Source organism: Peribacillus cavernae (genome assembly GCF_003989135.1).
Taxonomy (GTDB): domain Bacteria; phylum Bacillota; class Bacilli; order Bacillales; family DSM-1321; genus Peribacillus; species Peribacillus cavernae.
Genome location: NZ_RYZZ01000026.1, coordinates 1 through 26,176, shown reverse-complemented (window position 1 = coordinate 26,176; position 26,176 = coordinate 1). Strand labels below are relative to the sequence as shown.

The window sequence follows — 26,176 nt, the reverse complement described above, 5'->3', positions numbered from 1 at the left end:
GGTTGGGGTTGGGGCTGGGGCTTCGGCGCTGGAATTGCCTTAGGAGCTATAGCCGGAATAGCAATCGTAGGAGCTTTTTGGTAAAAAAGAGAATGAAGTGAAAAGAACTGAAACAATAGCAAGTAAAATAAGCGGAGTTCCGATTTAACGAGAGCCCGCTTATATAGAGGAAGGCTGCAGATATCCCCTGCAGCCTTTATGTTTAAAAAAGATCATGATCTTCATAGACTCTATCTGGATGAAATTGATATAGCTCAAAATTTATACGATTATTTCCATCAAATTCTATGCCTTCCTCCTGGAGGAACAACTTTTGCGAAACATTCGCTTCGTCATCTTTAACAGCAATCTCCCCTTTGACATTTATCACTCTATACCACGGAAGTTTATGTTTTTTGCTCATCGAATGAAGAATCCGTACAACCTGCCTGGCTCCACGGGGGCTTCCGGCATGCTTTGCGATCTGCCCGTAAGTCATCACTTTCCCTTCTGGTATCGATTTAATGATCTCGATTACTCTTGCAGTAAATGGTGTCATTATAATCCTCTTATCTTTATTTGTTTGTGTTATATTATCCCCATTTTTGTACTTATTCAACTACGTAGGTTTGTTGACGATCGAAGCTTTTAGTTTGGCTGGTTAAGAAAAAGAAACTAAATACTAGAACAAGGATTGCCGCAAATTTCTTCATAGTTATCTCTCCAATTTGTTAAATTACAAATATCACAACCAAAGTTTTTTAGATATTTTGTAAAAACATGGAGGAGTTTTTAGGAAAAGTTTCGACTTTATATATCATAGCAGAATAGATTGCATATCGAAGATTAGGAACAATTATAGCCCCAAAATAAAAGACTATCTCTGGGAAGATAGTCTTTTTTCTCACTTGTTTCAAACTATTAATATCAAAAAACAGTAATCTTATTACTTATATTCTTTTTGCCCCCAGGTATCTTGGAGACCAATAACTATTGCTTAAAGAACTTATTGTCACTCCCTGAGAAGAGGAAGTATGAATAAATTGATTATTTCCGACATATATACCGGCATGTGAGGCACCAGGCTTATAGGTTTCGAAAAATACTAAATCTCCAACTTTTGGAGAAGAAACCCTAACGCCCTTTTTATAAATTTCGGACACCGTTCTAGGCAGGCTAATATTCGCACTTTGCTTAAAGACATACACTAGAAAGCCGCTGCAGTCAAAGCCGCTTGGCGTACTGCCTCCCCATTTATAAGGCACATTCATATATTTTTTCGCGTTTGATACAATTTTCGCTGACTTAGAAGAAGTAGATGCCGCTTTTACTGCAACATTGGTGCTAACAGTTTTTGAGCTCCCTAATGCTTTGAAAGTGTTTTTTCCAACAATACCATCTGCTTTTAGACCATGGTTTTTTTGAAAGTTGATGACTGCACTTTTCGTAACTGTTCCAAAATAGGTTGTTGTTCTGCTGCTCTTAAAGTATCCTTTTTTCTTAAGAGTTTCTTGTAATTGCTTCACATTACTGTGAGTCATTCCACTTTTTAAAGTCCGATTCCCAAAGGAGCCACTACTAACCGTTTGTGTTACGCCTTTAGAAATCCCCATTGATTTATATGTATTTTTCCCAACAATTCCATCTGCCTGTAGACGATACTTCTTTTGAAAATTAATGACAGCACTTTTCGTAACGGTTCCAAAATAGGTCGTTGTTCTGCTGCTCTTAAAATGTCCCTTTTTCTTCAGAAATTCTTGTAATTGCTTCACATCACTATGAGTCATACCACTTTTTAACGTCTGATCTCCCAAGGCGGCGTTGCTAACCAACGGACTACTGACAAGTAAAGTACCTACCATTACTAAGGATGCTATTAGTCTTTTCAATTTATTTATTTCCCCCAAACTCTTTTCTATCCCCAAATGTTACCACTTTAAAATGACGAGATTATTTTAATTAGATAACACTAACATTAAAAAATAATACAAAAAACGCCAAAATGTAATGGTACTTAATTTTCTGATAATTTGACAAAATTCGCTCATTTTCTTTTATAGTTCCTTTTTTAGACAGCAGACCATCCTAAATATGCAGAAGCTGATGGAATACATGTTTACTATCTACTTAATCGAAATGAAAGAATAATTATTTCAATAGAGGGTAAAAGAATAAAGGAAGTAGTTTCCTTAAAGGTTTATTCTCTTCTCGCAAGGTAAGCTTTGTATGTAAAAATAGTTATTTTCTTTATATTACATATGACATTATCCATTATTATTTAACGATAACCTTTTAAAGGAGCAGACAATGAAAATCCATTTTGAACAGCACGAACAGTTAGGTATTAAAGGTTTATGGGGACAACAGCAAAACACGATTTCTGCTGTACTATATGATTCGAGAAAGGCTATACAAAATTCCGCCTTCGTTTGCATTAGTGGTGAAAATCATGACGGCCATTCTTTTCTTGAAGATGCTATAAAAAAAGGAGCAACAGTCTTAGCCGGTGAGAACAAAGCCATTTTGAAGCCATTGAGCACAAAATACCCTGATCGAACTTTTCTTCTTATAGAAGATGCACGCGTGTTCCTTGCTCACTTATCGATTCTTTTCTATACGAACGTCCATCGGAAGCTTTTAACCGTAGGTATCACCGGAACAAATGGGAAAACAACAGTAGCAGCTTACGTTACGTCATTATTGAACCTTCTTGGATCTCCTGCCGGTTTAATTGGAACGACCGGGATATGGTCTTCAAAAGGAAACATAGACTTCGAAAAAACGACACCTACAACACCTGAGGCCCCTGAACTGCATGAAATCTTTAATAATTTCCATCAATGTGGCGACAAAGTGGCTGCGATGGAAGTCTCCTCTATTGCTATTGAACAAAAAAGAGTAGAAGGAATCGATTTTGATATTGCTATCCATACCAACTTATCTCCCGAACACTTAGAATTCCACCATACCTTTGAAAACTATAAAAAAGCTAAGCTAAAGTTATTTGATCAAGCGAAGAAAGCTGTCGTCAATTACGATGATCAGGGTATGGCAACAGAAATCATCGAGTCCTTTCAGGGCCCGCTTTTAACTTATAGTTTAGACAAGGATTCGTCTGCGGATGTTATTGGGACTAATATCAAAGTCTCCAACGACGGGACCTCTTTTGAACTGAGAGTAAAAGGTGAATTATTTATCGTTCACACGCCTGTGTTCGGAAATTACAACGTGGCTAACCTTCTCGCTTCCATATGCACCGGGCTTCATTTAGGTTTTTCGATACAAAATATACTCCTGGTTTTGCCCCAAATCGAAGGTCCCGAAGGTAGATTTGAAATCTTGAAGGACTACGGCAACCGAAAAATCATTTTAGATTACGCACACACACCGGTAGCGCTCAAAAGTTTAGTAACAGAAGCAAAGAAACTGACATACAACCGCCTGATCGTCCTGATAACTGGAATCGGTATAAGAGACAAAGAGAAAATGCCAAAAATGGCTGAAACCGTCGAAGGGGAAGTGGATGAAATCATTGTGGCCGTTGATCATCCCGGCTTTCATGATCCAAAAGAGATTATCGGACATGTTTTAGATGGTTTTTCAAATCGCTACGCAAGCAATATCCATACCGGACAGACACGCCATGAAGGGGTCCTTACCGCCCTTTCGTTAAGCGAGGAAAATGATCTCATTCTGTTGACAAGCGGATGTATTAATGGCGCCCAGCTTGTAAAAGGAGAAAAAATTCCTCATTCTGATAAAGACATTATTAAAAGCTATTTTGAAACAGATCACTCGGTTTATGATTGGAACTATGCAGAAGCTTAATTACTATTTAAATGTAATTCCTGATTGGCCCCAAAAAGCACTAATCGCATTAGTGCTTTTTTATTGGAAACATAAAAAAACAGAAAGGATTTCTCCCTGTTTTATCTATCCTTAAACAAGTTGACGGTCCCAATGACGGTGAGCTGAAATTGCTTCGACGAATTCTTCCGCAAATCCGTTCACATCTTCTCCTTTTATCACACCTGGGCTATTTTCCATATTACCTGCTTCCAGCCATTGCTTGCCTTCATGGGTCGCCCCGATTGGTTTATAATGTGAGAATGCCTCACTAACAAAGTAAGCTGCACCTTGAAGAAACTTTTTGCTTTCACCGCTTCCCCCAGCCGCATAGATGGCATCGAATAAAACAGAACTTGCCGTCAAGAATGTATGGTCGGCTTCTAGTGCGCTGCCGTCAGTTCCTTTTACTTTTCCGAGCTTGTCGCTAATAATTTCAGGCTGAATGCCTTTCGCTTTCAATGCTTCCAAGACGGACTGCACTTCAGAGCCGTTAAACCCGTTGCCAAGAAGAACACCTACTTTACGTGTATCAGGCTTTTTCTTTGTATTTAGCTGGCTCAGTGCTGGAGATGCTTTCGTCACCTCAGAGCCTCCCTCTTTAGGTGGGACGGCCCCAATCGCCCCTGCGAACGCTGTTGCTAATTCCAGGCTGACGTTGGCAAACATATCGACTACTTGCTGCTGCACAGACTTGCTCTTCACTTTTCCGAGCTCAAAACTAAAGGCATCGATAATGTGCTCTTTCTCAGGCTTGCTCATGCTGTTCCAAAACAGTGTTGCTTGGGAGAAATGGTCTTTAAAGCTTTCACTGCGGCTGCGTACTTTGCGCCCTTCCACTTTTTCCTGGTAATGTACATATCCGCCTTCTGCCTCACTGACTGTGGCAGGTGTATTAGCAGCAAGTGAATTATTATGATAATTGACTTGCCCTCTATTAATCGTTTGGCGGCCGTAACCATCACGCTGGTTGTTGTGGAACGGGCACACTGGTCTGTTAACCGGCAGCTCATGGAAATTTGGACCTCCAAGGCGAATTAACTGTGTATCTGTATAGGAAAACAATCGTCCCTGTAACAAAGGATCGTTTGAAAAATCAATTCCTGGTACAACGTGGCCTGGGTGAAAGGCAACTTGCTCCGTTTCGGCAAATACGTTATCCACGTTACGATTCAACGTCATCTTCCCGATGATTTTTACCGGTACATCTTCCTCCGGCCAAAGTTTCGTTGAATCGAGGATATCAAAGTCAAATTTGAATTCATCTTCTTCAGTAAGAAGTTGGACTCCTAACTCGAACTTAGGATAATCACCATTATCAATTGACTCCCACAAATCACGGCGATTAAAGTCAGGATCCTTTCCTGCTATTTTTTGCGCCTCATCCCAAACAAGGGAATGCGCCCCAAGTACAGGCTTCCAATGGAACTTCACAAAATGCGCTTTCCCTTGATCATTGACAAAGCGGAATGTGTGTACACCGAAACCTTCCATCATCCGGAAGCTTCGCGGAATCCCCCGGTCCGACATCGTCCATATCACCATATGGGCCGCTTCCTGATTGTTAGCCACGAAATCCCAAAACGTATCGTGAGCGGAAGCGGCTTGCGGAAATTCATTATGCGGCTCAGGCTTGAGCGCATGCACTAAATCCGGAAACTTTATCGCATCTTGAATGAAAAAGACAGGGATATTATTTCCTACTAAATCATAGTTCCCTTCTTCCGTATAGAATTTCGTCGCAAAACCGCGTGCATCCCGTACGGTCTCAGCTGATCCGCGAGATCCGGCTACCGTTGAAAAACGGACAAACACAGGCGTTTTCACAGCTGGATCTTGCAAAAACTTCGCCTTGGTATACTCTTTCATAGATTCATAAACTTCAAACTCACCATGAGCGGCATAACCGCGTGCATGCACCACCCGCTCCGGAATTCGCTCATGGTCAAAATGTGTCATTTTTTCACGAAAATGAAAGTCTTCCATTAAAGTCGGGCCCCGTTCACCTGCTTTTAAAGAAAACTCATCCTCCGAAACCTTCAGCCCTTGATTGGTCGTCAGTTTTTGGCCTTCATCATCAACCCGAAACTGCTCCAGTTGCTCATTCTTACTGTTTTCATTTATCTTACGCTCATCGCTCATTCAGCTCTTCCTCCCTGCAGGTTAAGTATAAACATCACCATACCTGTACCCTGCCAAAAGTCAGAACAAACAGAATTTCGACAAGATTTTTTGTATTTTTATAGAGTCTCCACTGGCAAGCCAGACTTTGCAAACTCCCTAATACTTTGTCCTGCAACTTTAAAACTATCTTTACCAACTTAATAAAATTTAATAATAGCTAAACAGCCTCTTTAATTTTGTCTGTTACTTTAGTGAAAGGGTTGCTTCCATGAATCTCATCCTCAAAAAAATGTAAGGAGGAATTTTTAATGGACAAGAACATGAATAGACGGAACTTCTTAAAAGTAGGTGGAATGAGCACGATGGCGTTAGCACTTGGAGCGACCGGTGCGCTTACACTAGATAGTACTCATAATGTGTTAGCGGCAGCAAAAAAGACAAAAGGCAGTTTCAGTGGTTATGGTACTTTAGTAAAGGATCCAGGCGGAATCCTTAATCTTCCAAAAGGCTTCCAATACCGTATTATTTCCGAGCAAGGCGGAAAACTTTCTGACGGTCGTGTAATCCCTGGAGCCTTTGACGGCATGGCTGCTTTCCAGGGTCCTAAAAACTCTACTATTCTTGTGCGCAATCATGAGCAGAGCGGTAATACGCAATTTCCGGTTGAAGGAAAAAACCCATATGATAAGTCTTACACTGGCGGCACGACCGCTCTGGTTGTCGGTGCCAACCGTAAAGTGATTGATGAATACGTAACATCTGCAGGGACAATCCGAAACTGTGCAGGAGGCGCAACACCATGGGGAACCTGGCTCACCTGCGAAGAGACTCTTAATCAAGGACACGGATACGTTTTCGAAGTAGACCCGAAGGATCCTGAAAGCAACATGTCCAAAACCCCTATCAGGGAAATGGGCGCCTTTTCCCACGAGGCAACTGCTATCGACCCATCCACAGGAATTGTATACTTAACAGAAGATGCCAGCCCAAGTTTTCTTTATCGATTCATACCGAATGACCGGAACCAAAAGCCAGGTGCCTTGCAAAAAGGAGGTACCCTACAGGCAGCGGCAATCGAGGAGATGTCAACAGCTACAGCAAGCAGTTTTTATACAGGGCAAAAGTACGGGATTACTTGGAAGGACGTAAATCCTGAAAAACCTAGTCTTGACGCAAAGGATAAAGGGTGCATTCAGTTCAGCCGCCTGGAGGGGGCGTATTTTGCAGGCGGTGTATTTTGGTTTGATGATACCTCTGCGGGTTCGAAAAAGCTAGGACGAGTATATCGCTATATTCCCGCGACAAACACATTAGAGCTTTTCTACGAATCATCGGAGGCAAATGATTTGGAAATGCCTGATAACATCTGCATTACCCCATGGGGAGACTTATGGATTGCCGAAGATGGAGGCGGTATAGACAGAATTATTGGTGTTACACCGGAAGCAGAAACCTACGTATTCGCTGAAAACCTGCTTAATGACTCTGAATTGGCCGGCCCTACCTTTTCTACTGACGGACGGACCTTCTTTGTGAACATCCAAAACCCTGGTTTGACCTTTGCGATTTGGGGCCCATTTGCACACAGAAACGCTGCCCGCCAAAGGCAAATGGGCCACACAGCCCCTCCCAAGAACTTTGCGCCGCACGTTTCCGACAAGCTGGCTGCATTTGCAGAGAACCAGGGGATATCCCAGCTTGAAGCGGCAGTCTACCAGCGTCACGGGTTGCCTATCATTTAAAGTTTGCTTTCTATAATTTGACTGAAAATCAGATTATTGACGGGGCGCACAAATTGCAGTTTTTAATTGCTACTGTGAGCCCTGTTATTTTTCTTAAAAAGTGTGGTATTTCTATAACGACAAAAAACTCAGCCAAGACTGAGTTTTTTCATTTTCTTTCGTAGCTGTTTCTCCATCGATCGAATTCCAGATTACATTAGGAAATCCTTTCGACGATTTCATATATTTATAAGGTGGTTTATTTTTTCAAAAAGGTATCAGGCATCACCACAGCGATGACTTCACCACGGGCACAAAGCTCTCCATTCGCATAAACCTCTGTATTGACTCTCCACTTCTTTGGATGAATCTCTGCCACTGTGCCTAGTGCCTGTAATGGAGTGCCATGCGGTGTTGGCTTTACAAAATCCACCTTTAAGGATCCCGTCACAAACCGAGGCGGCTCCGAGCCATCTCCAACTTCATTGCCATTCTTACGATGCAATGCCAAGGCAGCAGACCCAGTGCCATGACAATCGATAAGCGACGCCATTATCCCTCCGTAGACAAATCCAGGAAGTGCAGTATGTTCTGGAAGTGGAGTATAAATCGTGATCGTACGGTCCCCGTGCCACCCCGTGCGGAAATGGTGGCCATCATCGTTCATCCGCCCACACCCGTAGCAATATGCAAAATCATCTGGATAATCATCTTGAATTGCTTTTATCACTTTCTCTTCCATTTTTCCCACCCCATTTAAGTTTCTAATTTGGTCCTAGCACCCGTCAGATGGAAAAAAGTTTTACTTTAAGGTGGCCGATTCTTCATTTATATACTATCCCTACCTTGATCTGCAATTGACCAAAATTAATCTAAAATAGATATTACATATTCTCCTCTAGACTCTCCAGATTTAATGACATTTAGTTCTTTAAGTTTCGATAAACTTTTGGCGATACTAGAAGCCGATGCACTCAACATATCATCAAATATTTGACGATGAAAATGATCTCCATCTTCCATGCGGGCAATAATTTCAAACATCGTTCGAGCATGTCCTTTGCCTAATAACTCTTTGACATGTTTAATTCTGTCATAGCGCTGGAGTTCCTTCAATACCTTCATAAGTGAGGCATTAATACATTCTAAATAGAACATTAAAAATGGTTTTAGCTCCCCTTGAGTTGCCTGCATGAGAGTATCATAATATTCTTCAATTCTTTTATCAAAAAACTCTTCAACACTAAAAGCATCCTTTATTGTGCTTAAATCCGGGTGTATAAGAGCAACAAGTGTAGAAAACGCACGCGCTGTTCTCCCATTCCCATCAGGGAAGGGATGAATATAACCAATTATATGATGAGTAATCCCTGATATTAACAATGGATGAATTTTATATTGAAGATTTACTTGTTGATCATACTGATTTTCATGACCTGTCAGCTGATATCATCCAGCCTGACTTGTCCCATGCAGGTGGTATTACAGAGTGCAAAAAAATTATTTCAATGGCTGAGGCTTTCGATGTGGCGGCTGCCCCTCACTGTCCATTAGGACCAATTGCTTTGGCTGCCTGCCTGCAAGTGGATGCTACATGCCACAATGCATTTATTCAGGAACAAAACTTAGGTATTCATTATAACCAGGGCAGTGATTTACTTGATTACATCGTGGATAATCAAGTATTCGAATATGAGGATGGATATGTAAAAATCCCCAACCGACCTGGCCTCGGAATTGAGATCAATGAAGATCATGTGAGAAACATGGCTGAAATTGGCCATAACTGGAGAAACCCGGTTTGGAGACATAAGGACGGAAGTATTGCTGAGTGGTAAGAAAAACCGAGCAAAAAGCATGGGAAAAACCCATGCTCGGTTACACTCATTCTTTATACCATTACCTTACAAATATCATTTGTAAACTCTACTGGGTCATTTATTGGCAATCCCTCAATTAGAAGTGCCTGGTTGTACAATAGATTTGTATATAAAGTTACTTTCTCTTTATCTTTTTCAAAAGCATCCTTTAAGGAATTGAATACCTCATGATTTGGATTGATTTCTAAAACCTTGTCCGCTTTTATGTTTTGGTTATCAGGCATTGCATTGAGTACTTTTTCCATTTCAATCGTCACTTCACCATCCGTAGATAAACATACTGGGTGTGACTTCAATCGTTTTGATACCCGAACATCCTTTACTTTGTCTGATAAAATATTTTTCATATAGTCAAAGAGGTCTTTGTTTTCACTCTCTTCTGAATCGGTGTTATTTTGGTTTTCTTCTGCTTCAATCCCTAAATCACCGCTTGATACCGATTTAAATTCCTTCTCTTTATATGCCATTAACATTCTGATGGCGAACTCGTCTATCTCATCGGTGAAATATAAAATTTCATAGCCTTTTTCTGAGACTAGCTCTGTCTGTGGCAGCTTTTCGATTCTTTCATGCGATTCACCTGAAGCATAATAAATATATGTTTGATCTTCCGGCATTCTTGATATATATTCATCTAAACTTACCAGCTTTTTCTCTTTGGAGGAGTAAAACATCAATAAGTCCTGTAATACTTCCTTATGAGCTCCGAATTCACTGTAAACCCCGTATTTTAATTGTCTGCCAAAGGATTTATAAAACGCTTCATACTTTTCTCTTTCATCCTTTAGTAAACTTTGCAATTCACTTTTGATTTTTTTGTTGATGTTTTTCGCGATTAGCTTCAACTGTCTGTCATGCTGTAAAATCTCTCTGGATATGTTAAGGGACAAATCCTCCGAGTCGACCATTCCTTTCACAAAGCTAAAATGATCAGGAAGCAAGTCCGAGCATTTATCCATGATTAATACACCATTTGAATAGAGCTCCAGCCCCTTTTCGTATTCCTTAGAATAATAGTCAAAAGGTATATTCTCCGGGATAAATAAAATGGCACTATATCTTATTGCACCATCAACATTGATATGGATATGTTTGATTGGCTTGTCAAAACCGTACCGTTTTTCTGCATAAAAGTTGTCGTAATCTTCCGGAGTAAGCTCACTTTTATTCTTTCTCCAAATCGGAACCATACTATTGATAGTCTGTTCTTCCTGAAAATCCTCATATTCGTCTTCGCTTCCTTCTTTAGGCCTATTTTCAGTCACATCCATTTTGATGGGGTAGCGGATGAAATCAGAGTACTTTTTAATAATCGCTTTTAACCGGTACTCCTCCAGATACTCATCATAATTTTCGTCTTCTGTATTTTCTTTGATTTTTAGAGTAATTTCCGTGCCAACTACATCTTTCTCATATGGCTCGATTGTATAGCCATCAGCCCCTGTAGATTCCCACTTATAAGCACTATCACTGCCTAACGCTTTGCTTATGACAGTAAGAACGTCCGCTACCATAAATGATGAGTAAAATCCAACACCAAATTGACCGATTATATCATGCCCATCTTTCGATTCATTTTCCGTTTTGAATGCTAATGAACCACTATTAGCAATGGTCCCAAGGTTAGTTTCAAGCTCTTCTTTTGTCATTCCAATCCCGGTATCCGAGATTTTCAATGTTCTGTTTTCCTTGTCAGTGGCCACTTTGATAAAGTAACTGTCCTGATCAAAACGTAAAGAATCATCTGTTAATGCTTCGTAATAGATTTTATCGATTGCATCACTGGCATTCGAAATTAACTCTCTTAAAAAGATCTCTTTTTGAGAATAAATAGAGTTAATCATCATGTCCAATAGCCGTTTAGATTCTGCTTTAAATTGCGTTTTTTCCATTAACGTTTCCCCTTTTCATATAAAAGCCATAATGATTGATCCATACTTCCACTTGGTTAGCACTCTATACGCTCGAGTGCTAACCACTATTTAAATATCATATACCGAAAGTTGTGTCAATATGGATTTTTTGACTCGGATTGGTTTGTGTTGGAGATCACTAATGAATTCAATGATTGTTTTGCAAATAAAAGTTTTTAAGGACGGATTGCAACAGATGACCAATTTATCGCAAATGCCGAAAAAAAGGATTGGATTCTAAAGACATTTAATCCCTATGTCGTTGAAATGGAAGGCGCTGCTGTTGGACAAGTAGCACATGTAAACAATGTACCATATCTAGTCATCCGCTCCGCGTCAGATGACGCAGGTGAAGAAGCAGTTATGAAATGGGAAGATTTTAAGCAAATGTAAAAAATTCATCTTCTATTATCGAAAACATGCTTAAGAATATGGAGTAATATCTAAAAAGTCACTTCCCTCGTGTGGAAGTGACTTTTGTTTTCTTCTTTACTTGATCATAATGATATACACTTTCAGAAGCACACTAGACATATTGCTAAAGTTCCTGTAATATATATACAGTTACCTAAGGTAACTAATTTCCCAAAGAGGTGTTTATAATAAAGTCTTATCAAAAATTCTTTCACCAACTGTTGATGTTATACCGGCCTTTTGAGAACAGGCTGAATATAGAGCTGGGCAAGCATCATTTATACAGAGCACAATGGTCTATTTTGTACTACTTATCCAATTACGGTTCTGCAACGCTAGTGGAGCTCTCTAATTATCTGAGTGTGGAGAAACCGACTGTTACCAGGACAATTACCCGTTTGGAGGAACTGGAGTATGTGGAGCATGTTCCCGGCAAAGATAGACGCGAAAAAAGAATGCAGCTTACGGAGCTCGGAAGAAAAATATATGAGGATGTCCGTGTGACGGTTGACCAGTATGAACAGGACATTTTAAAAGGAATATCAAAAGAGGAACAACTCGAGGCAATTCGCATTATGGAAGAAATACGGAACAATATATTACGTAAGGAGATCGAAAAATGAATCAGCCTAAACTGTGGACGAAGGATTTTATCATTGTTTCCTCCGTCAATTTTTTCTTAACGTTAGTCTTTTATTTATTATTGGTGATCCTGGCAGTTTATTCAGTAGAAGAATTTGATGCTTCTACAAGCCAGGCCGGATTGGTAACCGGAATTTTTATTATCGGTGCTTTAATTGGGCGGCTGTTTACCGGCCGTATCATTGATTCAATCGGCCGCAAAAAAATGTTGTTTATTGGTTTAAGCTTTTTTATTTTGGCGACATGTTTATACTTTTTAAATTACGGTATTACCTTCCTGCTAATTAACCGGCTACTACATGGTATTTCACTCGGTATAGCGAGCACAGCAACAGGAACGATTGTAGCCCAGATTATCCCGTTAACAAGAAGGGGGGAAGGAATCGGCTACTACAGCATGAGTTCAACCCTGTCTACAGCAATCGGGCCATTCATAGGACTGTATATGAGCCAGCACACAAGCTTCCAAATGATCTTTAGCTTCTGTCTTGTTTTAGGGGTCATCAGTTTGATAACCGCCTTCTTCCTGTATGTGCCTGTATTGAAAGCAACAACAAAGCCAGCTGAACCAAAAGGCTTTAAGCTTTCCCACTTTGTCGAGCCAAAAGCACTGCCCATCGCCTTCATTACTCTGGCAGTAGCCTTCTGTTACTCAAGCGTCCTTTCTTTTATTAATTTCTATGCGACGGAAATAAACCTGGTTAGCGCAGCAAGCTTCTTCTTTATCGTATATGCGGCAGCAGTATTGGTATCACGCCCATTCACAGGCCGCATCATGGACAGAAAAGGCGCAAACTGTATTATGTATCCAGCCTTTATTATCTTCGCAGCTGGGATGCTGTTGCTAAGTTCAGCAAACCACAGCATAACTTTATTAGCATCCGGTATCCTTATTGGCCTCGGCTTCGGCAATATGCAATCAATCACCCAGGCCATCGCGGTTAAATTAACTCCACCCGATCGTATGGGGCTGGCAACATCAACCTTCTTTATATCACTTGACGCAGGACTTGGCTTCGGCCCTTATCTGCTTGGATTCATCATTCCAATAACTGGCTATAGTGCCCTGTATGTAATGATGGGCATTGTAGTCCTTACAACTTCTGTACTTTACTACTTCCTTCATGGCAAAAAAGAAAGAGCGGTTTGGGCGAGTGTCAAAGAATCTGCTTCAGCTTGATAGACAACTCGGAAAGGGACATCCTGAGATGGGATGTCCCTTTTATTTCTGTTACAGTTGTAACGCCGAAATATAATCCTATATACTTACGTATATAGTAGAATATGCAAGTAATACGGAAGCAAAGGAAGTGCACGTATTGTTTGAGAATCATGATTATCCAAATCCAAAACGCGACATTAGCCGCAACAGTTTGCGTGCTGACTGCGAAAACTGCTTCGGATTGTGTTGTGTTGCACTACCCTTCGCAGCTTCGATAGATTTTGCAATCGATAAAGACACCGGCAAGCCCTGCCCCAATCTGCAATCGGATTGCCGTTGCGGTATTCACAACAGCCTCAGACAGCAGGGATTTAAAGGGTGTACTGTTTTTGACTGCTTCGGCGCAGGACAAAAAGTTTCCAAAGTCACGTTCGGAGGAGCCGACTGGCGTAAAGGTCCAGAAACGGCGAAGAAAATGTTCGACGTGTTCCCAATTGCAACAGCTTCATGAGATGCTCTGGTATCTTGCCGAAGCTCTGACGTTGAAAGCGTCTCGTCCGATTCACAGAGAGCTTAGCTTCGCGCTTGACGAGACGGAACGGCTTACTCAACTTAGTCCAGATTCACTCATGGAACTAGATGTTCCATCACACCGTGCAGATGTAAACGCTCTGCTTTTAAGGACAAGCGAACTAGTGCGAACCGAGTCACGCCGCCAACGTAAGAGTTCCAAAAAAAGTCGGAAAATCGACCGTCGAGGAGCCGATCTTATCGGTGCAAATTTAAGAGGTGCTGATTTCAGAGGAGCCGACTTAAGAGGCGCATACCTTATTGCTGCTGACCTCCGAGACGCTGATTTAAGAGTGACTGACCTTATCGGGACTGATTTACGAGACGCCGACCTTAGAGGAGCTGATCTCACCGATAGTATCTTTCTCACTCAAGTTCAGATTAACTCAGCGAAGGGCGACACACATACAAAATTACCGCACTTGCTTTCTCGCCCAACACACTGGTCTGTTTTTGAGCAAAAAAACAAATAAAATAACTTAAAAAGTCCCAATCTCTCTGCGCTACAAATGAGAGATTGGGATTTTTATTACTAAAATAACCTAATTAAAGCCCAAATTCCAAGTAAAGGAATGACTTTCTTTAGACTTGCTCATAAAAAAAGGTCGTAATGAAGAAACATCTCACCCCTATATATTTTGAACTTAACAATTACAGGTTCTTGAGAAGCCTCTACTTATGAAATTCGAACTCTATAGGCTTATGAAGGACATTTCTAAGGCAAGCTGACTGTTTGTTGTCCTTCATTGCCCTCATGAAGGACATTTCATGGGCGAGCTGACTGGTTTTTGTCCTTCATTGTCCTTATGAAGGACATTTCACGGGCGAACTGACTGGTTTTTGTCCTTCATTGTCCTTATGAAGGACATTTCACGGCGAACTGACTCGTTTTTGTCCTTCATTGTCCTTATGAAGGACATTTCACGGGCGAGCTGGCTGGTTTTTGTCCTTCATTGTCCTTATGAAGGACATTTCACGGGCGAACTGACTCGTTTTTGTCCTTCACAGGGGTTATAAAGGCACTCTTATGCCTGGTGGAACGTCTTATACAACCTGCTGTGCAGAATGAAACCCTAAAACCAATTTGAAGCGTGTGAAAAATTTAAGTTCAACATATATAGATTTAGTATTATCCCTATTTTTTGGTGAAGTTAACCTTATTTAACCCGGAAATATTTATACAATCTCCTGATTTAAGGGTTGTCGTTACACTTGTAATCTTAAAGAAACCTAATTATCACAAAAAAAATGACCTACCCTTTGGGCAAGTCAAGTGCTTGGTATGCTAACTGATACTTTCCGCCTTCAGCAACTTCTGAATGGTACAAAGCCTTAAGGGCAAAGTTTTTCTCAAGGTCGTGTTCTTCCATCAACTCTTTTAAGCGCGTTTGTAATTCTTTATTGTCTTTGATTAGCTGTTTCATTTGCGGTTTTATGTACTTCACGAGATATTTAACTCCTTTCAGACGTCAAATCTATCCACCAAGTATAGCATTAATCATGTCGTTTACAATTAAATAAACATTCTTGCGAGTGCTGCACTTAGTAAAGAGGCTAATGAAAATGTAGGTTTGTATTAAGTCGTTTCCTTATTAAATGTCCTTTCATGCTGAAGAAGCCATTCCTTTCTCCACAAACCACCTGCATAACCTGTTAATTTACCATTTGAACCGTCATTCTAAATATCTATCTACTTTGACAAATATCAGAGCGTGACTAGGCACGAGTTTAAAAAAGCGCTTGCATAATTAAAAATCTTGGTTATAATACTTGTATACAAGTATACTTGATTGATGAAAGAAGGTGAATTTATGGCCGAATCAGGTGAATTTCTATATCCCGCAAAATGGCTTTCAAAAGCTTCCACTGGCTATCGTGTAACATGCGAGCTTAGAATGCGTATTATTTCTGGCGGTATTGGAAGCGGCACCATTTTATCGGAAAATAAATTAGCTGCAGATTTTGCTGTGAGTCGGTCACCCGTTCGTGAAGCATTAAAAATACTGGCATCCGAAAATATCATACGATTAGAAAGAATGGGTGCAGTTGTTATTGGTTTAACAGAAAAAGAAATAGCAGAAATTTATGATGTACGTTTACTCATAGAAACGTTTGTATTTGAACGGCTTGTAAGGATGGACATTAATGAGTTAGTTAAGGAACTTAGTAAAATACTAGAAATGATGAAAGTCGCAATCAAATACAGTGATGCGGATGAGTTTTCATATCAAGATGTCCTGTTCCATGAAACGATTATTTGTACAATTAATCATTCATACATCCTTATGATCTGGAATAATTTAAAACCCGTTATGGAAAGCTTCATTCTTTTATCGATGCGCATGCGTTTCAAGGAAAAGTACGATGACTTTACACGAATTGTGAACAATCATGAACTTTATATTGAAGCGATAAAAACAAAAGATAGAGCCCTCATGATTGAGTCCTTACATCAAAACTTTGATGATGTTCAAGGTAAAGTAGAAGACCTCTGGATGTCACAACAAATACTATCGAAAAGAATAGAGCAAGAAAAGGACTAACAAGAAGATTATTCACAGATTGCAAATTACCAAAGAAGCTTAATACACACAAATAGATAAAATTCGGGGGAATTACGATGCCATTAATCATTGTAGCAGTTGGGATTTTAGCATTACTACTATTAATTATGGGTTTAAAATTAAACACCTTTATTTCATTAATCATTGTTTCGTTTGGCGTTGCTTTATCACTTGGAATGCCCATGGCTGAAATTGTAAAATCAATTGAAGCTGGATTAGGCGGAACACTTGGTCATTTAGCTTTAATCTTTGGACTCGGAGCGATGTTGGGCAAGTTAATTGCAGATTCAGGAGGCGCTCAACGGATTGCGATGACCCTCGTTAACAAATTTGGAGAAAAAAATATTCAATGGGCTGTCGTCGTTGCTTCATTCATTATCGGTATTGCCTTATTTTTTGAAGTAGGTTTAGTGTTATTGATTCCAATCGTCTTTGCCATTTCAAAACAATTAAAGGTTTCTATATTATATCTCGGCATTCCAATGGCGGCAGCTTTATCCGTGACACACGGTTTCTTACCGCCTCACCCGGGACCAACAGTCATTGCTGGTGAATATGGTGCAAACCTTGGTGAGGTGTTGCTTTACGGTTTTATTATCGCCATTCCAACGGTTTTTTTAGCTGGACCTTTATTTACTATGCTTGCAAAAAAACTGGTACCAGACTCATTTACGAAAACTGGTAATATTGCCTCTTTAGGTGAACAAAAGGAATTTAAACTAGAAGACACTCCTGGCTTTGGAATCAGTGTGTTTACCGCAATGCTTCCTGTTATTTTAATGTCAATTGCTACGGTTATTACTTTGCTTCAAAAAACAATGGGCTTTGAAGATAATCGAGCACTCGAAATTATCCGTTTTATCGGTGATGCATCTACTGCCATGTTGATTTCTTTGTTAGTTGCCGTTTATACAATGGGATTGGCACGAAAGATTCCTATTAAAACTGTGATGGAATCCTGTACAACAGCGATTACACATATTGGAATGATGCTCTTAATTATTGGAGGCGGCGGGGCCTTCAAACAAGTATTAATTGATGGCGGTGTAGGTGACTATGTGGCCGAGTTATTCAAAGGTACTTCATTATCCCCAATATTACTTGCCTGGATCATCGCAGCAATATTACGGATTTCATTGGGCTCTGCTACTGTTGCAGCTTTGACAACTGCTGGTTTAGTCATTCCATTGTTGGGTCAATCCGACGTTAACCTGGCATTAGTCGTGCTTGCAACTGGTGCTGGTAGTTTAATAGCTTCACACGTGAATGATGCAGGTTTCTGGATGTTTAAAGAGTATTTTGGTTTAAGTATGAAAGAAACATTTGCAACCTGGACATTGCTTGAGACTATTATTTCTGTCGCTGGATTAGGTTTTATCCTATTACTAAGTTTATTCGTATAAGTTGAAACTTCCATCAGCTTGTATCATCCACTCACTGATGGTTTGTCACGCATGTTCCGTAAGAAGCTTCCCCTTTGTTTTTGAAGAAAGAACCTTTGAAATCTATGAAATTTGGGGTTAAAAAAACCAGATAACTCTTAAATAATTTAAGCTGAAATATACATAGTTAATTCAATACACTTGTATATTTCAGCTTTTCTTGTCATCATTAATCTCACTCTTTACTTACATTAAATGTGACCAAAACTATGGCCAAGCCTATCACACATATGGAAATTACTTTTAAAACCTTCATATAATCCCCTTCTTTTTATGAAGGGCAATGTCATCCAGAGTTAATTCTATTAATGTCTAGCAGATAAAGATGGAAGTTTAGGATCAAACCTTTACAAGGAAAAACAATTTCACTATTTTATAATGACAAAGTCTCCTTTGTAAGGTATAATTTCCCTAATTATCTCCGAAATTCTCCTATCTTCACCTCTCTGGCTTTTTTTCCTAATCGATTAAAAAAATTAAATAGAAAGTTGGTTGATCAAATCTATGAGAAAGCAATTTTTATGTGATTGCGGCAGCGGGAGGAACAAGGAAAATTGCTGTGAAACATTCCCTCAAGTGAAAGTATTTATGCAACCCATTTCTGACCCGAAGGAGTATCGGGAGCTTCATGCAAACTTGAAGATTAGCGCCGAGTTCGATATGAGGTACCGGGGTCTGCTCGAATTTTTTGGAAAAGATTTAATCTCGTATAAACGTGAACACAGTCCCAATCAAAACCGTAACGAGTTTCTCCGTATTTTTTCAAAATATATGACTGATTATCTAGAAGATCATTGTCCTCCCTCATGGAAACAATGCACGCCTTCGTTTTGGGAAGAATTCATGTTCACCTATTATCCCTACTGTATGCATGTTACTCCACACGGAAAAGAAGTCGTAAAATTCCTGTTCCAATTAAAGAAATTTGTTAAATGGCTTGATAAACGAGCCGGCACGACATGGTTTGAAGTTATTGAGAAATATGTAGAAGAATCCAGTTTTGATCTTAAAATGTGTGAACACCTGCTAAACACCCTCTACTTGCGTGACTTCCCCCGAATTCATCATACTGACTGGAAACCCAAACAAGATTCAGACCAAATTGAACGCCATTTTAACAAATATACTGAAACCTTGGAAAGTTTATTTGAAATCACTAGGATTACGGACGATACGGTTATATTAACCGGTTTAAAGTCACATCGCACCTATTGCATAAAAGGCTTACCACACAAAGCGGTTTTCCCCGGTTTACTTATGTACGGTATAATTGGCAAAAAAGACGACGATATATTTTGGAATTGGTGTCATACAGAAAGTGTCTATCCGCAAAGGGCAAAAAACTACATTATTATAGATAGTTAACCTCTACATGTTATTAGTTTCGTGATTAACCGCTAGACTTAAAATTTCAAGAAGTAGAAAGGATGTGGAACTGTGCATTATAAATCACGAACCGAGTCATATGAATTACTCATTCTGAAGTCCTTAAACACTCGAATGAATTTATCTGACAAGGACAAGCAACACTATTTCAACCTTAAAAAGGGCTATGAAGGGGAGGTGCTATTTGACTCCTTAACTGATAAGCTTGATTGTGAATGCTTTATTTTAAATGATTTGCTGCTCAAATTTAATAATTCCGTGTTCCAAGTTGACTCACTAATTATTTTTTCAAGTACCATACATTTTTTTGAATTGAAAAATTATGATGGTGATTATTTTTACGAACAAGAAAGGTTATACAACAAATCCAAATCTGAAATTAATAATCCACTTAACCAATTAAGTAGAAGCGAATCTTTGCTTCGCCAGCTGCTTCATAACTTTGGATTTAAAATACCTATTAATTCTTCAGTCGTTTTTATCAACCCCGAATTCACCTTATATCAAGCACCTCTCAACAAACCATTTATTTTCCCAACTCAGGTTAACCGCTATTTGAAAAACCTAAATACTACATCTTCAAAGTTAGATCGGAAACACAAGATGTTAGCTGACAAATTAATTTCACAGCATATTAAAGACTCTCCTTTTAAACTATTACCGCCTTATAACTATGACCAACTGCAAAAGGGAATCACTTGTGTAGAGTGCAGCTCTTTTTCAATATCTGTCAAGGGAAGGAAATGTGTTTGTGAGGATTGTGGTCACGAGGAATTGGTTGATACTGCTATAATGAGAAGTGTAGATGAATTTAAACATCTTTTCCCTGATCAAAAGGTTGCGACAAATGTAATTCATGAATGGTGTAAAGTGGTAAAGTCCAAAAGGGGGATTAGAAGGATTCTAGAAAATAATTTTAATAAAGTAGGAGTTCATCAATGGTCTTACTACGAATAAAAAAATCAAACTCTTCCCCGCCTTCTTGTTCCTTAAAACTCTATAGAGGACAGTTTTTCCACCAATTATTTAATTTGGCTCTCAAATACCACATGAACGCCTTTTCTATCACTTATTGGCTAACTTTAGGGCTTCATCACCCGGATGAAGACACCTTCTTTCACACATTTATCGGTTTTCGAGCTTCATCATTGGATGAAGACACTTTTTCTCGCTCATTATCGATTTTGGGGTCTCATCATTCAAATGATGACACTTGTATTCGCTCATTTATCGAGTTTGGGTCTCATCATCCAGATGAAGACACTTGCTCTCGCTCATTATCGAGTTTGGGAGTTCAGCATCCAGATGAAGACACTTGCTCTCGCTCATTTATCGAATTTGGGGTCTCATCATTCAAATGATGACACTTGTATTCGCTCATTTATCGAGTTTGGGTCTCATCATCCAGATGAAGACACTTGCTCTCGCTCATTTATCGAATTTGGGGTCTCATCATTCAAATGATGACACTTGTATTCGCTCATTTATCGAGTTTGGGTCTCATCATTCAGATGAAGACACTTGCTCTCGCTCATTTATCGAATTTGGGGTCTCATCATTCAAATGAAGCACTTGCTCTCGCTCCTTTTATCGAGTTTGGGGTCTCATCATTCAGATGAAAGCACTTTTTCTCGCTCATTTATTGAGTTTGGGTTTCATCATCCAAATGAAGCCCTTTCTTTCACTTGATTACTGGATATGTCCTCCAGTTCCCTAATGATGGACTTATCCATTTGTAAATCATATTGGGTCCTTCACAATTCCCTTATAAAGACCTCATACAATAAATAACCTCACTTACTTATGATACGGTTCACCGTGGCGAATCTAAATGAGGTTTTATAATATAAATACGCAACAATTTGACACTAAACTTCTCTAGATATATGCGCTATCTGTTCATTTAATGTCGGTTCTTCTATCTGTTGCTCTACTTTCCATTTAATAAAAGTTTCTTTACCTTCTGGTATAGGATAAAGATGGTCATACATAGCTTCTGGAATACCTAATAATTCATTTCTATTGTTAATAATATCTAGTAAGTTTGAGAAAAAGTAACTTGCTGCTAAATCCTTTATAGCATAGCAACTAAACTTTCCCTCTTCATTCCACTTCTTTATAAATGCACCATCATTAGAGACAATATGATCTATACCATTATCTTTTGATAATGCATCTAATAAAGATTTTTTAAATTCACCATCTTTCGGCTTTTTTAATATCTTTGATGAATGATTTTGGTTATTATTAGCATTACCAAAAATAAATAAACCGTTAAAGATTGAATCATCTTGGATGAGTTCCACAGCCTTACTAGCCTTAAAAATTGCTTCTGCAATTTTATTTCTATCAGGATTGGATTTCACTTCAATTATTCCTAGTACACTTTTAGGTTGGACGATTACAAAATCATTTTCTTTAAAATATAATGGCAATGATGGATTATAGACGATTATATCAATTTGAGTGGATATGTTATCTCCGTCTTTTATGAAACCCGTTCCTACCTCAATATTATTAGGAAGAAATCGCTTTAAAAAATTCATTAAAATTACTTCCTTATGTCTACCGTCTTCACCCCAATGGGTAGAACCTATTAAATATCTTATTCTATCTTTAGTAGCATTGAATTCAAGAGCAATTGATTTTTGATATTCTAAAGAGTTGGGACCCATTATACCTTCCGCACCTTTCTACATTATTAATTTTAAGTTAAATGGGAGCAACAGGATGGTTCACGTGCTTCCCTATCAAATTAGAATTGTCAATAACCTTCTGTAAATTATACCATTTATTGTAAGAATATGATTGAAATTCACTAGGAAGTTATGGACCGCTATGATAAATATTTTTCACATGTTTAATTACTTAAATTAATTTCATCTTTTAAATAAGAATTTATTCCAATTGGGGAGTGTCTGTCCTTTAATTATGCTACGATGATGTTAAAAAAAGACAAACGAGGCCACCGGTATGAATGAGTTATTAGTCGAAAAGAAAAAATTTACCCGAAGTTCCGAGTACACGGTTAAAACCGTTCAACTCGACAATTATCCAATTGTCTATATTTTATTTAATGACAAAAAGAGTCCTTCTGCTTACATCGGTCAAACCGTGCAGGCTGCAAGAAGGTTGAAAAATCATTTAGAGGATAAAAGACGAAAGGATTTAACACAATCTATTTTGATAGGCCATGAAAAGTTTAATCAATCAGCTACCTATAATATTGAGACAAACTTAATCAATCATTTTATTGCGGATAACAAATACCAGCTGCAGAATGTTAGTCAAACAAGTACAAGAGAAACACACAATTATTATGAAAAGCATTATTACAATGAAGAGCTCTTTCAGTCAATTTGGGAGAAACTTCGTGAAGAAAGAATCGTTTCTGATACGATTGAAAATCTGAGGAATAAAGATATATATAAATTATCTCCTTACAAAGAATTAACACCTCTACAGGTTGATATTAAAAATGAGGTTTTACAGTTTTGCAGAGATCATATTCAGCAGGATGGCAATCACGTGATTACCATTGAAGGGGACGCCGGGACTGGCAAAAGTGTACTATTAAGTTCTTTGTTTAATACCATTCAGGATTTATCTAAAGATCGAAGTTCTAAACTGGCGGGGACAGACAACTACTTGCTGGTGAACAACGGGGAGATGCTCAAAACCTATAAAAATATTGCCAATAGCTTACCCAACATCAAGAAGAAGAGTCTGATGAAACCGACTCCCTTTATTAATGAGAAAACGAATGCGGGCGAAAGGGCTGACATAGTCTTGGTGGATGAAGCCCATCTGTTGCTGACGAAAGAAGACAGCTACAACAACTTTCATTACCAAAATCAACTTGACGAAATCATCAAACGCAGCAAGGTGACAATCGTCATATTTGACCCAAAGCAAGTGCTCAAAATCAAAAGCTACTGGAATGACAGGCTGATTGAAGAAATTACGAATCACTATAGCAGTAAAACCGTTAAACTGACGGATCAAATGAGGATGAATGCCAGTCCGCAAACGATTCATTGGATTGACCGGTTTGTTGCAAAAGAGATTCTTCCAATACCTTATGAGAATTCGTTTGAGCTTAAAATTTTTGAAGATGCCACATCATTCAAGACAGCTATTCAAGAAAAGAATGAAGTTGTCGGCCTCTCACGTATTGTCTCGACCTTTGATTACCTGCATAAAAAGGACAAGAAAACGTACATAGTTGATGAACGTGGGATCAATATGCCTTGGAACAACACCATGAACAACGTAGCATGGGCAGAAAATCCAGACTCGATCCGAGAAGTAGGTTCCATTTACACCATCCAGGGATTTGACTTGAATTATGTTGGCGTAGTGCTCGGCCCCTCTGTCCGTTATGATCAAGAAAAAGACGAGCTGCTCATCGATCCATCTAAATACAAGGATAAAGGAGCTTTCGCATCCCGCTCTGATTTTAAGGCTGAAGTGAACAAAGCCATCAAGGAAGAAATCATTCTTAATTCAATTAATGTACTGATGAAACGCGGCATCTGCGGCCTCTACATCTACGCCACAGATTCTAATTTAAGAAAACGACTACTGGAGCTGGAAAGGGGAAGATAAAATGAGCGATATTCAGTATCTAATTAATCAAATTAATCAATTCCGGGATGAGCGTAACTGGAGACAATTCCACAACCCAAAAGACCTTGCCATCTCCATATCCATCGAAGCTGCTGAACTCCTAGAAGACTTCCAATGGATCAGCAGTGAAGAAGCACTTGAGAAAAATAAAGAAAACATCAAAGAGGAAATTGCAGACGTTCTGATATACTCGCTTATGTTGTGTGATGAACTTGGATTGGATGTTAAGGAGATAGTGGAAGAGAAGATGGGGAAGAATGGGGAGAAGTATCCCGTTTGATATTGGAAATCAAAAAAAGAATTAAACAGATTTCGGGAAGTGACCAACACTTCTCTTATTTAAAATCAGCTGATTATTTGAAGCCGCCCCTGTGTTAAACGATTTTCCTTTGGAAGAAAAGAAGAGTTGTCCAGTTTTTTTAGGAGTTTTGATTATGAGTATAATTAATCAAATTTCTAATCATTTCACAATATAGCAGATGAAACTTTAGGTATAGCCGTTAAAGGTTTTACAGAAGGAGGTGTGGTCCCTTCTAAATATATAATAATTAAGAATGCAATTGATTTCTAATATCCAGCCCATAATAAAAAAGCCAATGCATTAGTTTAGCATTGGCTTAAGCTATCCCTCAGTAATTACAGTCACAAAAACAGAACTTCATCTATTTATGATACGGTTTCCCGTGATGTATCTAAATTAAGATTGTTTCGTTATCTAACTGGGAATATTATCCTCCAATTTACATCCGGATTGTATAAATCGTCATCTTCATCATCAGGACACCAAGCTCCAAAGTAGTCCTCTACCATTCCCTCGGTCATTGTATAATATATACTAGCTGGAAATGGCTGTTTCCTTTTAATATAATCGATTCTACGCCAATCTTCTGAATCTGTTATACCGTTATAGCTATAAGTGTGTTTTAAATAATTTAAATCTACTCTGCTCCAATCCTCATAGTTATCCATACATTTCTTAAAAATATACTTTTGTATTTGTTCGCTGGTTAACTGAGCTAATTCACAGATTGTACTACATATCTCAATAATCTCATCTAGGTCGTATTCATTTACAATAGCCAGCCCTGTTGATGGGAACTTATAAGAAAATAATTCTCTCGACTCTTTTAACTCATTTAAAATATTATCTATTTTTAATGCATACTCTTTATCCAAGTGATTTAAGTAGTCTTTTGTAAGATTAATTATTTTAGAGTGACTCATATTTAAAAAATCACTATTGTCCTTCCATTCATTATATGGATTTGCATACAAAAGAGCCCGACAACATGTAATCAATGAATAATAATACAAGTATGGTAATGTCATTTTGAGGTTTTTTTCAATTGCATACTCTAAAGATGTCAACATAACTGTTGCTGATAAAATCATTTTGGAACTTAAATAATTTCGTGTAATCCATTCTGAATTAAGCTTTATAGTCATTGAGCTATTTATATTCTTATGGTGTCTACTGTAAATCCAATTTTTAAATGCTTCCAATTGTTTTTCTGAAAAGTAATCATATATATTCTTGTAGTCGAAATCATCACCAATGATATTTCTTACAATAAACTGCATAAAACCCTCTCCAATTCCTCTAATATATTTAAATTATTCATCAAATAAAAAGAGTAAGTATCTGTGTTCAATTACAATGACTTTGACATTATTAATTTTTTTTCCGCTTTCTTCTAAAATGCTAGGAAATTTAATTTTTTCATCCTGTAAGATTTTTTTATATTCCTATAACTTTGTCATTTCTCTATTAAATTCACCGTAAGAAGATGCTAAATATGCAGAATTAATTCAGATACAACTACCCTACAATGCCATATGTTTAAGACAAAATCTAATTCTATTCCAGCCCTGAATATTGCCACCCAATAGACCCGCCTTTGCCA

General features: G+C 38.6%; 21 protein-coding genes and 4 pseudogenes. 14 read left to right on the top strand and 11 right to left on the bottom strand.

What is annotated here, in order from left to right:
* Nucleotides 1-202: 202 nt before the first annotated feature.
* The 3 genes and pseudogenes from ELQ35_RS15825 to ELQ35_RS23795 all read right to left on the bottom strand — a co-directional run.
* Entirely contained in the window at nt 203-538 is a 336-nt protein-coding gene (locus ELQ35_RS15825) for an MGMT family protein (RefSeq protein WP_126865902.1), read from the bottom strand.
* A 391-nt stretch (nt 539-929) separates the two neighbouring features.
* Nucleotides 930-1,592 carry a C40 family peptidase gene (locus tag ELQ35_RS15820; protein WP_370873529.1) on the bottom strand — a complete coding sequence of 221 codons (663 nt, stop codon included), beginning with the start codon at nt 1,590-1,592 and terminating at the stop codon, nt 930-932.
* Nucleotides 1,593-1,601: 9 nt separating this feature from the next.
* Nucleotides 1,602-1,766: pseudogene (locus tag ELQ35_RS23795) on the bottom strand (peptidoglycan-binding domain-containing protein); the annotation flags it as partial.
* Between the two features lie 520 nt (nt 1,767-2,286).
* Between ELQ35_RS23795 and ELQ35_RS15815 the strand changes: the two are divergent.
* Nucleotides 2,287-3,807 (top strand): UDP-N-acetylmuramoyl-L-alanyl-D-glutamate--2,6-diaminopimelate ligase, encoded by a 1,521-nt coding sequence (locus tag ELQ35_RS15815; RefSeq protein ID WP_126865900.1) that lies wholly within the window; start codon nt 2,287-2,289, stop codon nt 3,805-3,807.
* A gap of 111 nt (nt 3,808-3,918) precedes the next feature.
* Here the strand turns inward: ELQ35_RS15815 and ELQ35_RS15810 are convergent, their stop codons facing one another.
* Nucleotides 3,919-5,967 carry a catalase gene (locus ELQ35_RS15810; protein WP_126865898.1) on the bottom strand — a complete coding sequence of 683 codons (2,049 nt, stop codon included), beginning with the start codon at nt 5,965-5,967 and terminating at the stop codon, nt 3,919-3,921.
* Nucleotides 5,968-6,257: 290 nt separating this feature from the next.
* On the opposite strand from ELQ35_RS15810, the gene ELQ35_RS15805 reads away from it, so the two are divergent.
* Entirely contained in the window at nt 6,258-7,691 is a 1,434-nt protein-coding gene (locus tag ELQ35_RS15805) for an alkaline phosphatase PhoX (protein WP_126865896.1), read from the top strand.
* Nucleotides 7,692-7,929: 238 nt separating this feature from the next.
* Here the strand turns inward: ELQ35_RS15805 and ELQ35_RS15800 are convergent, their stop codons facing one another.
* Both ELQ35_RS15800 and ELQ35_RS15795 read right to left on the bottom strand, forming a co-directional pair.
* Nucleotides 7,930-8,412 carry a PaaI family thioesterase gene (locus tag ELQ35_RS15800; RefSeq protein WP_126865894.1) on the bottom strand — a complete coding sequence of 161 codons (483 nt, stop codon included), beginning with the start codon at nt 8,410-8,412 and terminating at the stop codon, nt 7,930-7,932.
* Nucleotides 8,413-8,537: 125 nt separating this feature from the next.
* On the bottom strand, nt 8,538-9,053 hold the full coding sequence (locus ELQ35_RS15795; RefSeq protein ID WP_246026097.1) for a Fic family protein: 516 nt from the start codon (nt 9,051-9,053) through the stop codon (nt 8,538-8,540).
* Nucleotides 9,054-9,115: 62 nt separating this feature from the next.
* Between ELQ35_RS15795 and ELQ35_RS15790 the strand changes: the two are divergent.
* A pseudogene (locus ELQ35_RS15790) lies at nt 9,116-9,508 on the top strand (enolase C-terminal domain-like protein); the annotation flags it as partial.
* Nucleotides 9,509-9,561: 53 nt separating this feature from the next.
* Here ELQ35_RS15790 and htpG read toward each other — a convergent pair.
* The gene (gene htpG, locus ELQ35_RS15785; protein ID WP_126865891.1) at nt 9,562-11,442 is read right to left on the bottom strand and encodes a molecular chaperone HtpG; all 1,881 of its coding nucleotides are present in this window, start codon (nt 11,440-11,442) and stop codon (nt 9,562-9,564) included.
* A gap of 207 nt (nt 11,443-11,649) precedes the next feature.
* Here htpG and ELQ35_RS23790 point away from each other — a divergent pair, with 207 nt between their 5' ends.
* From ELQ35_RS23790 to ELQ35_RS15765, 4 genes and pseudogenes are all read left to right on the top strand, one after another.
* Nucleotides 11,650-11,856, top strand: coding sequence for a phosphorylase family protein (locus tag ELQ35_RS23790; protein WP_126865908.1), 207 nt, complete (start codon nt 11,650-11,652; stop codon nt 11,854-11,856).
* Nucleotides 11,857-12,101: 245 nt separating this feature from the next.
* Nucleotides 12,102-12,500 (top strand): MarR family winged helix-turn-helix transcriptional regulator, encoded by a 399-nt coding sequence (locus ELQ35_RS15775; RefSeq protein ID WP_126865906.1) that lies wholly within the window; start codon nt 12,102-12,104, stop codon nt 12,498-12,500.
* Nucleotides 12,497-13,699, top strand: a complete 1,203-nt coding sequence (locus ELQ35_RS15770; RefSeq protein ID WP_126865889.1) for an MFS transporter — start codon at nt 12,497-12,499, stop codon at nt 13,697-13,699. Before ELQ35_RS15775 ends, ELQ35_RS15770 begins: the two co-directional genes overlap by 4 nt.
* Nucleotides 13,700-13,838: 139 nt before the next feature.
* Nucleotides 13,839-14,724: pseudogene (locus ELQ35_RS15765) on the top strand (pentapeptide repeat-containing protein).
* Between the two features lie 780 nt (nt 14,725-15,504).
* Here the strand turns inward: ELQ35_RS15765 and ELQ35_RS15760 are convergent.
* Together ELQ35_RS15760 and ELQ35_RS15755 are read right to left on the bottom strand one after the other, a co-directional pair.
* Entirely contained in the window at nt 15,505-15,696 is a 192-nt protein-coding gene (locus ELQ35_RS15760; protein WP_126865887.1) for a hypothetical protein, read from the bottom strand.
* A gap of 131 nt (nt 15,697-15,827) precedes the next feature.
* Nucleotides 15,828-15,923: pseudogene (locus tag ELQ35_RS15755) on the bottom strand (methylated-DNA--[protein]-cysteine S-methyltransferase); the annotation flags it as partial.
* 139 nt (nt 15,924-16,062) lie between these two features.
* Between ELQ35_RS15755 and ELQ35_RS15750 the strand changes: the two are divergent.
* From ELQ35_RS15750 to ELQ35_RS15730, 5 genes are all read left to right on the top strand, one after another.
* A complete protein-coding gene (locus tag ELQ35_RS15750) occupies nt 16,063-16,794 on the top strand; it encodes a GntR family transcriptional regulator (RefSeq protein WP_126865885.1) in 732 nt (243 codons plus the stop codon).
* Nucleotides 16,795-16,871: 77 nt separating this feature from the next.
* Entirely contained in the window at nt 16,872-18,218 is a 1,347-nt protein-coding gene (locus ELQ35_RS15745) for a GntP family permease (RefSeq protein WP_126865884.1), read from the top strand.
* A 627-nt stretch (nt 18,219-18,845) separates the two neighbouring features.
* Nucleotides 18,846-19,622, top strand: a complete 777-nt coding sequence (locus tag ELQ35_RS15740; RefSeq protein WP_126865883.1) for a hypothetical protein — start codon at nt 18,846-18,848, stop codon at nt 19,620-19,622.
* A gap of 72 nt (nt 19,623-19,694) precedes the next feature.
* Nucleotides 19,695-20,600 (top strand): nuclease-related domain-containing protein, encoded by a 906-nt coding sequence (locus ELQ35_RS15735; protein WP_185861798.1) that lies wholly within the window; start codon nt 19,695-19,697, stop codon nt 20,598-20,600.
* Entirely contained in the window at nt 20,582-21,004 is a 423-nt protein-coding gene (locus tag ELQ35_RS15730) for a hypothetical protein (RefSeq protein WP_126865881.1), read from the top strand. Before ELQ35_RS15735 ends, ELQ35_RS15730 begins: the two co-directional genes overlap by 19 nt.
* A 507-nt stretch (nt 21,005-21,511) precedes the next feature.
* On the opposite strand, the gene ELQ35_RS15725 is transcribed toward ELQ35_RS15730, so the two are convergent.
* The gene (locus tag ELQ35_RS15725) at nt 21,512-22,318 is read right to left on the bottom strand and encodes a DUF6602 domain-containing protein (protein WP_126865879.1); all 807 of its coding nucleotides are present in this window, start codon (nt 22,316-22,318) and stop codon (nt 21,512-21,514) included.
* Nucleotides 22,319-22,616: 298 nt separating this feature from the next.
* Here ELQ35_RS15725 and ELQ35_RS15720 point away from each other — a divergent pair, with 298 nt between their 5' ends.
* A complete protein-coding gene (locus tag ELQ35_RS15720) occupies nt 22,617-24,251 on the top strand; it encodes a DUF2075 domain-containing protein (protein ID WP_126865877.1) in 1,635 nt (544 codons plus the stop codon).
* Nucleotide 24,252: 1 nt separating this feature from the next.
* Complete coding sequence (locus ELQ35_RS15715; RefSeq protein ID WP_126865876.1) at nt 24,253-24,552, top strand: nucleotide pyrophosphohydrolase; 300 nt, start codon at nt 24,253-24,255, stop codon at nt 24,550-24,552.
* 431 nt (nt 24,553-24,983) lie between these two features.
* Here ELQ35_RS15715 and ELQ35_RS15710 read toward each other — a convergent pair whose 3' ends face one another.
* On the bottom strand, nt 24,984-25,853 hold the full coding sequence (locus tag ELQ35_RS15710) for a hypothetical protein (protein ID WP_126865874.1): 870 nt from the start codon (nt 25,851-25,853) through the stop codon (nt 24,984-24,986).
* Nucleotides 25,854-26,176 lie beyond the last annotated feature (323 nt).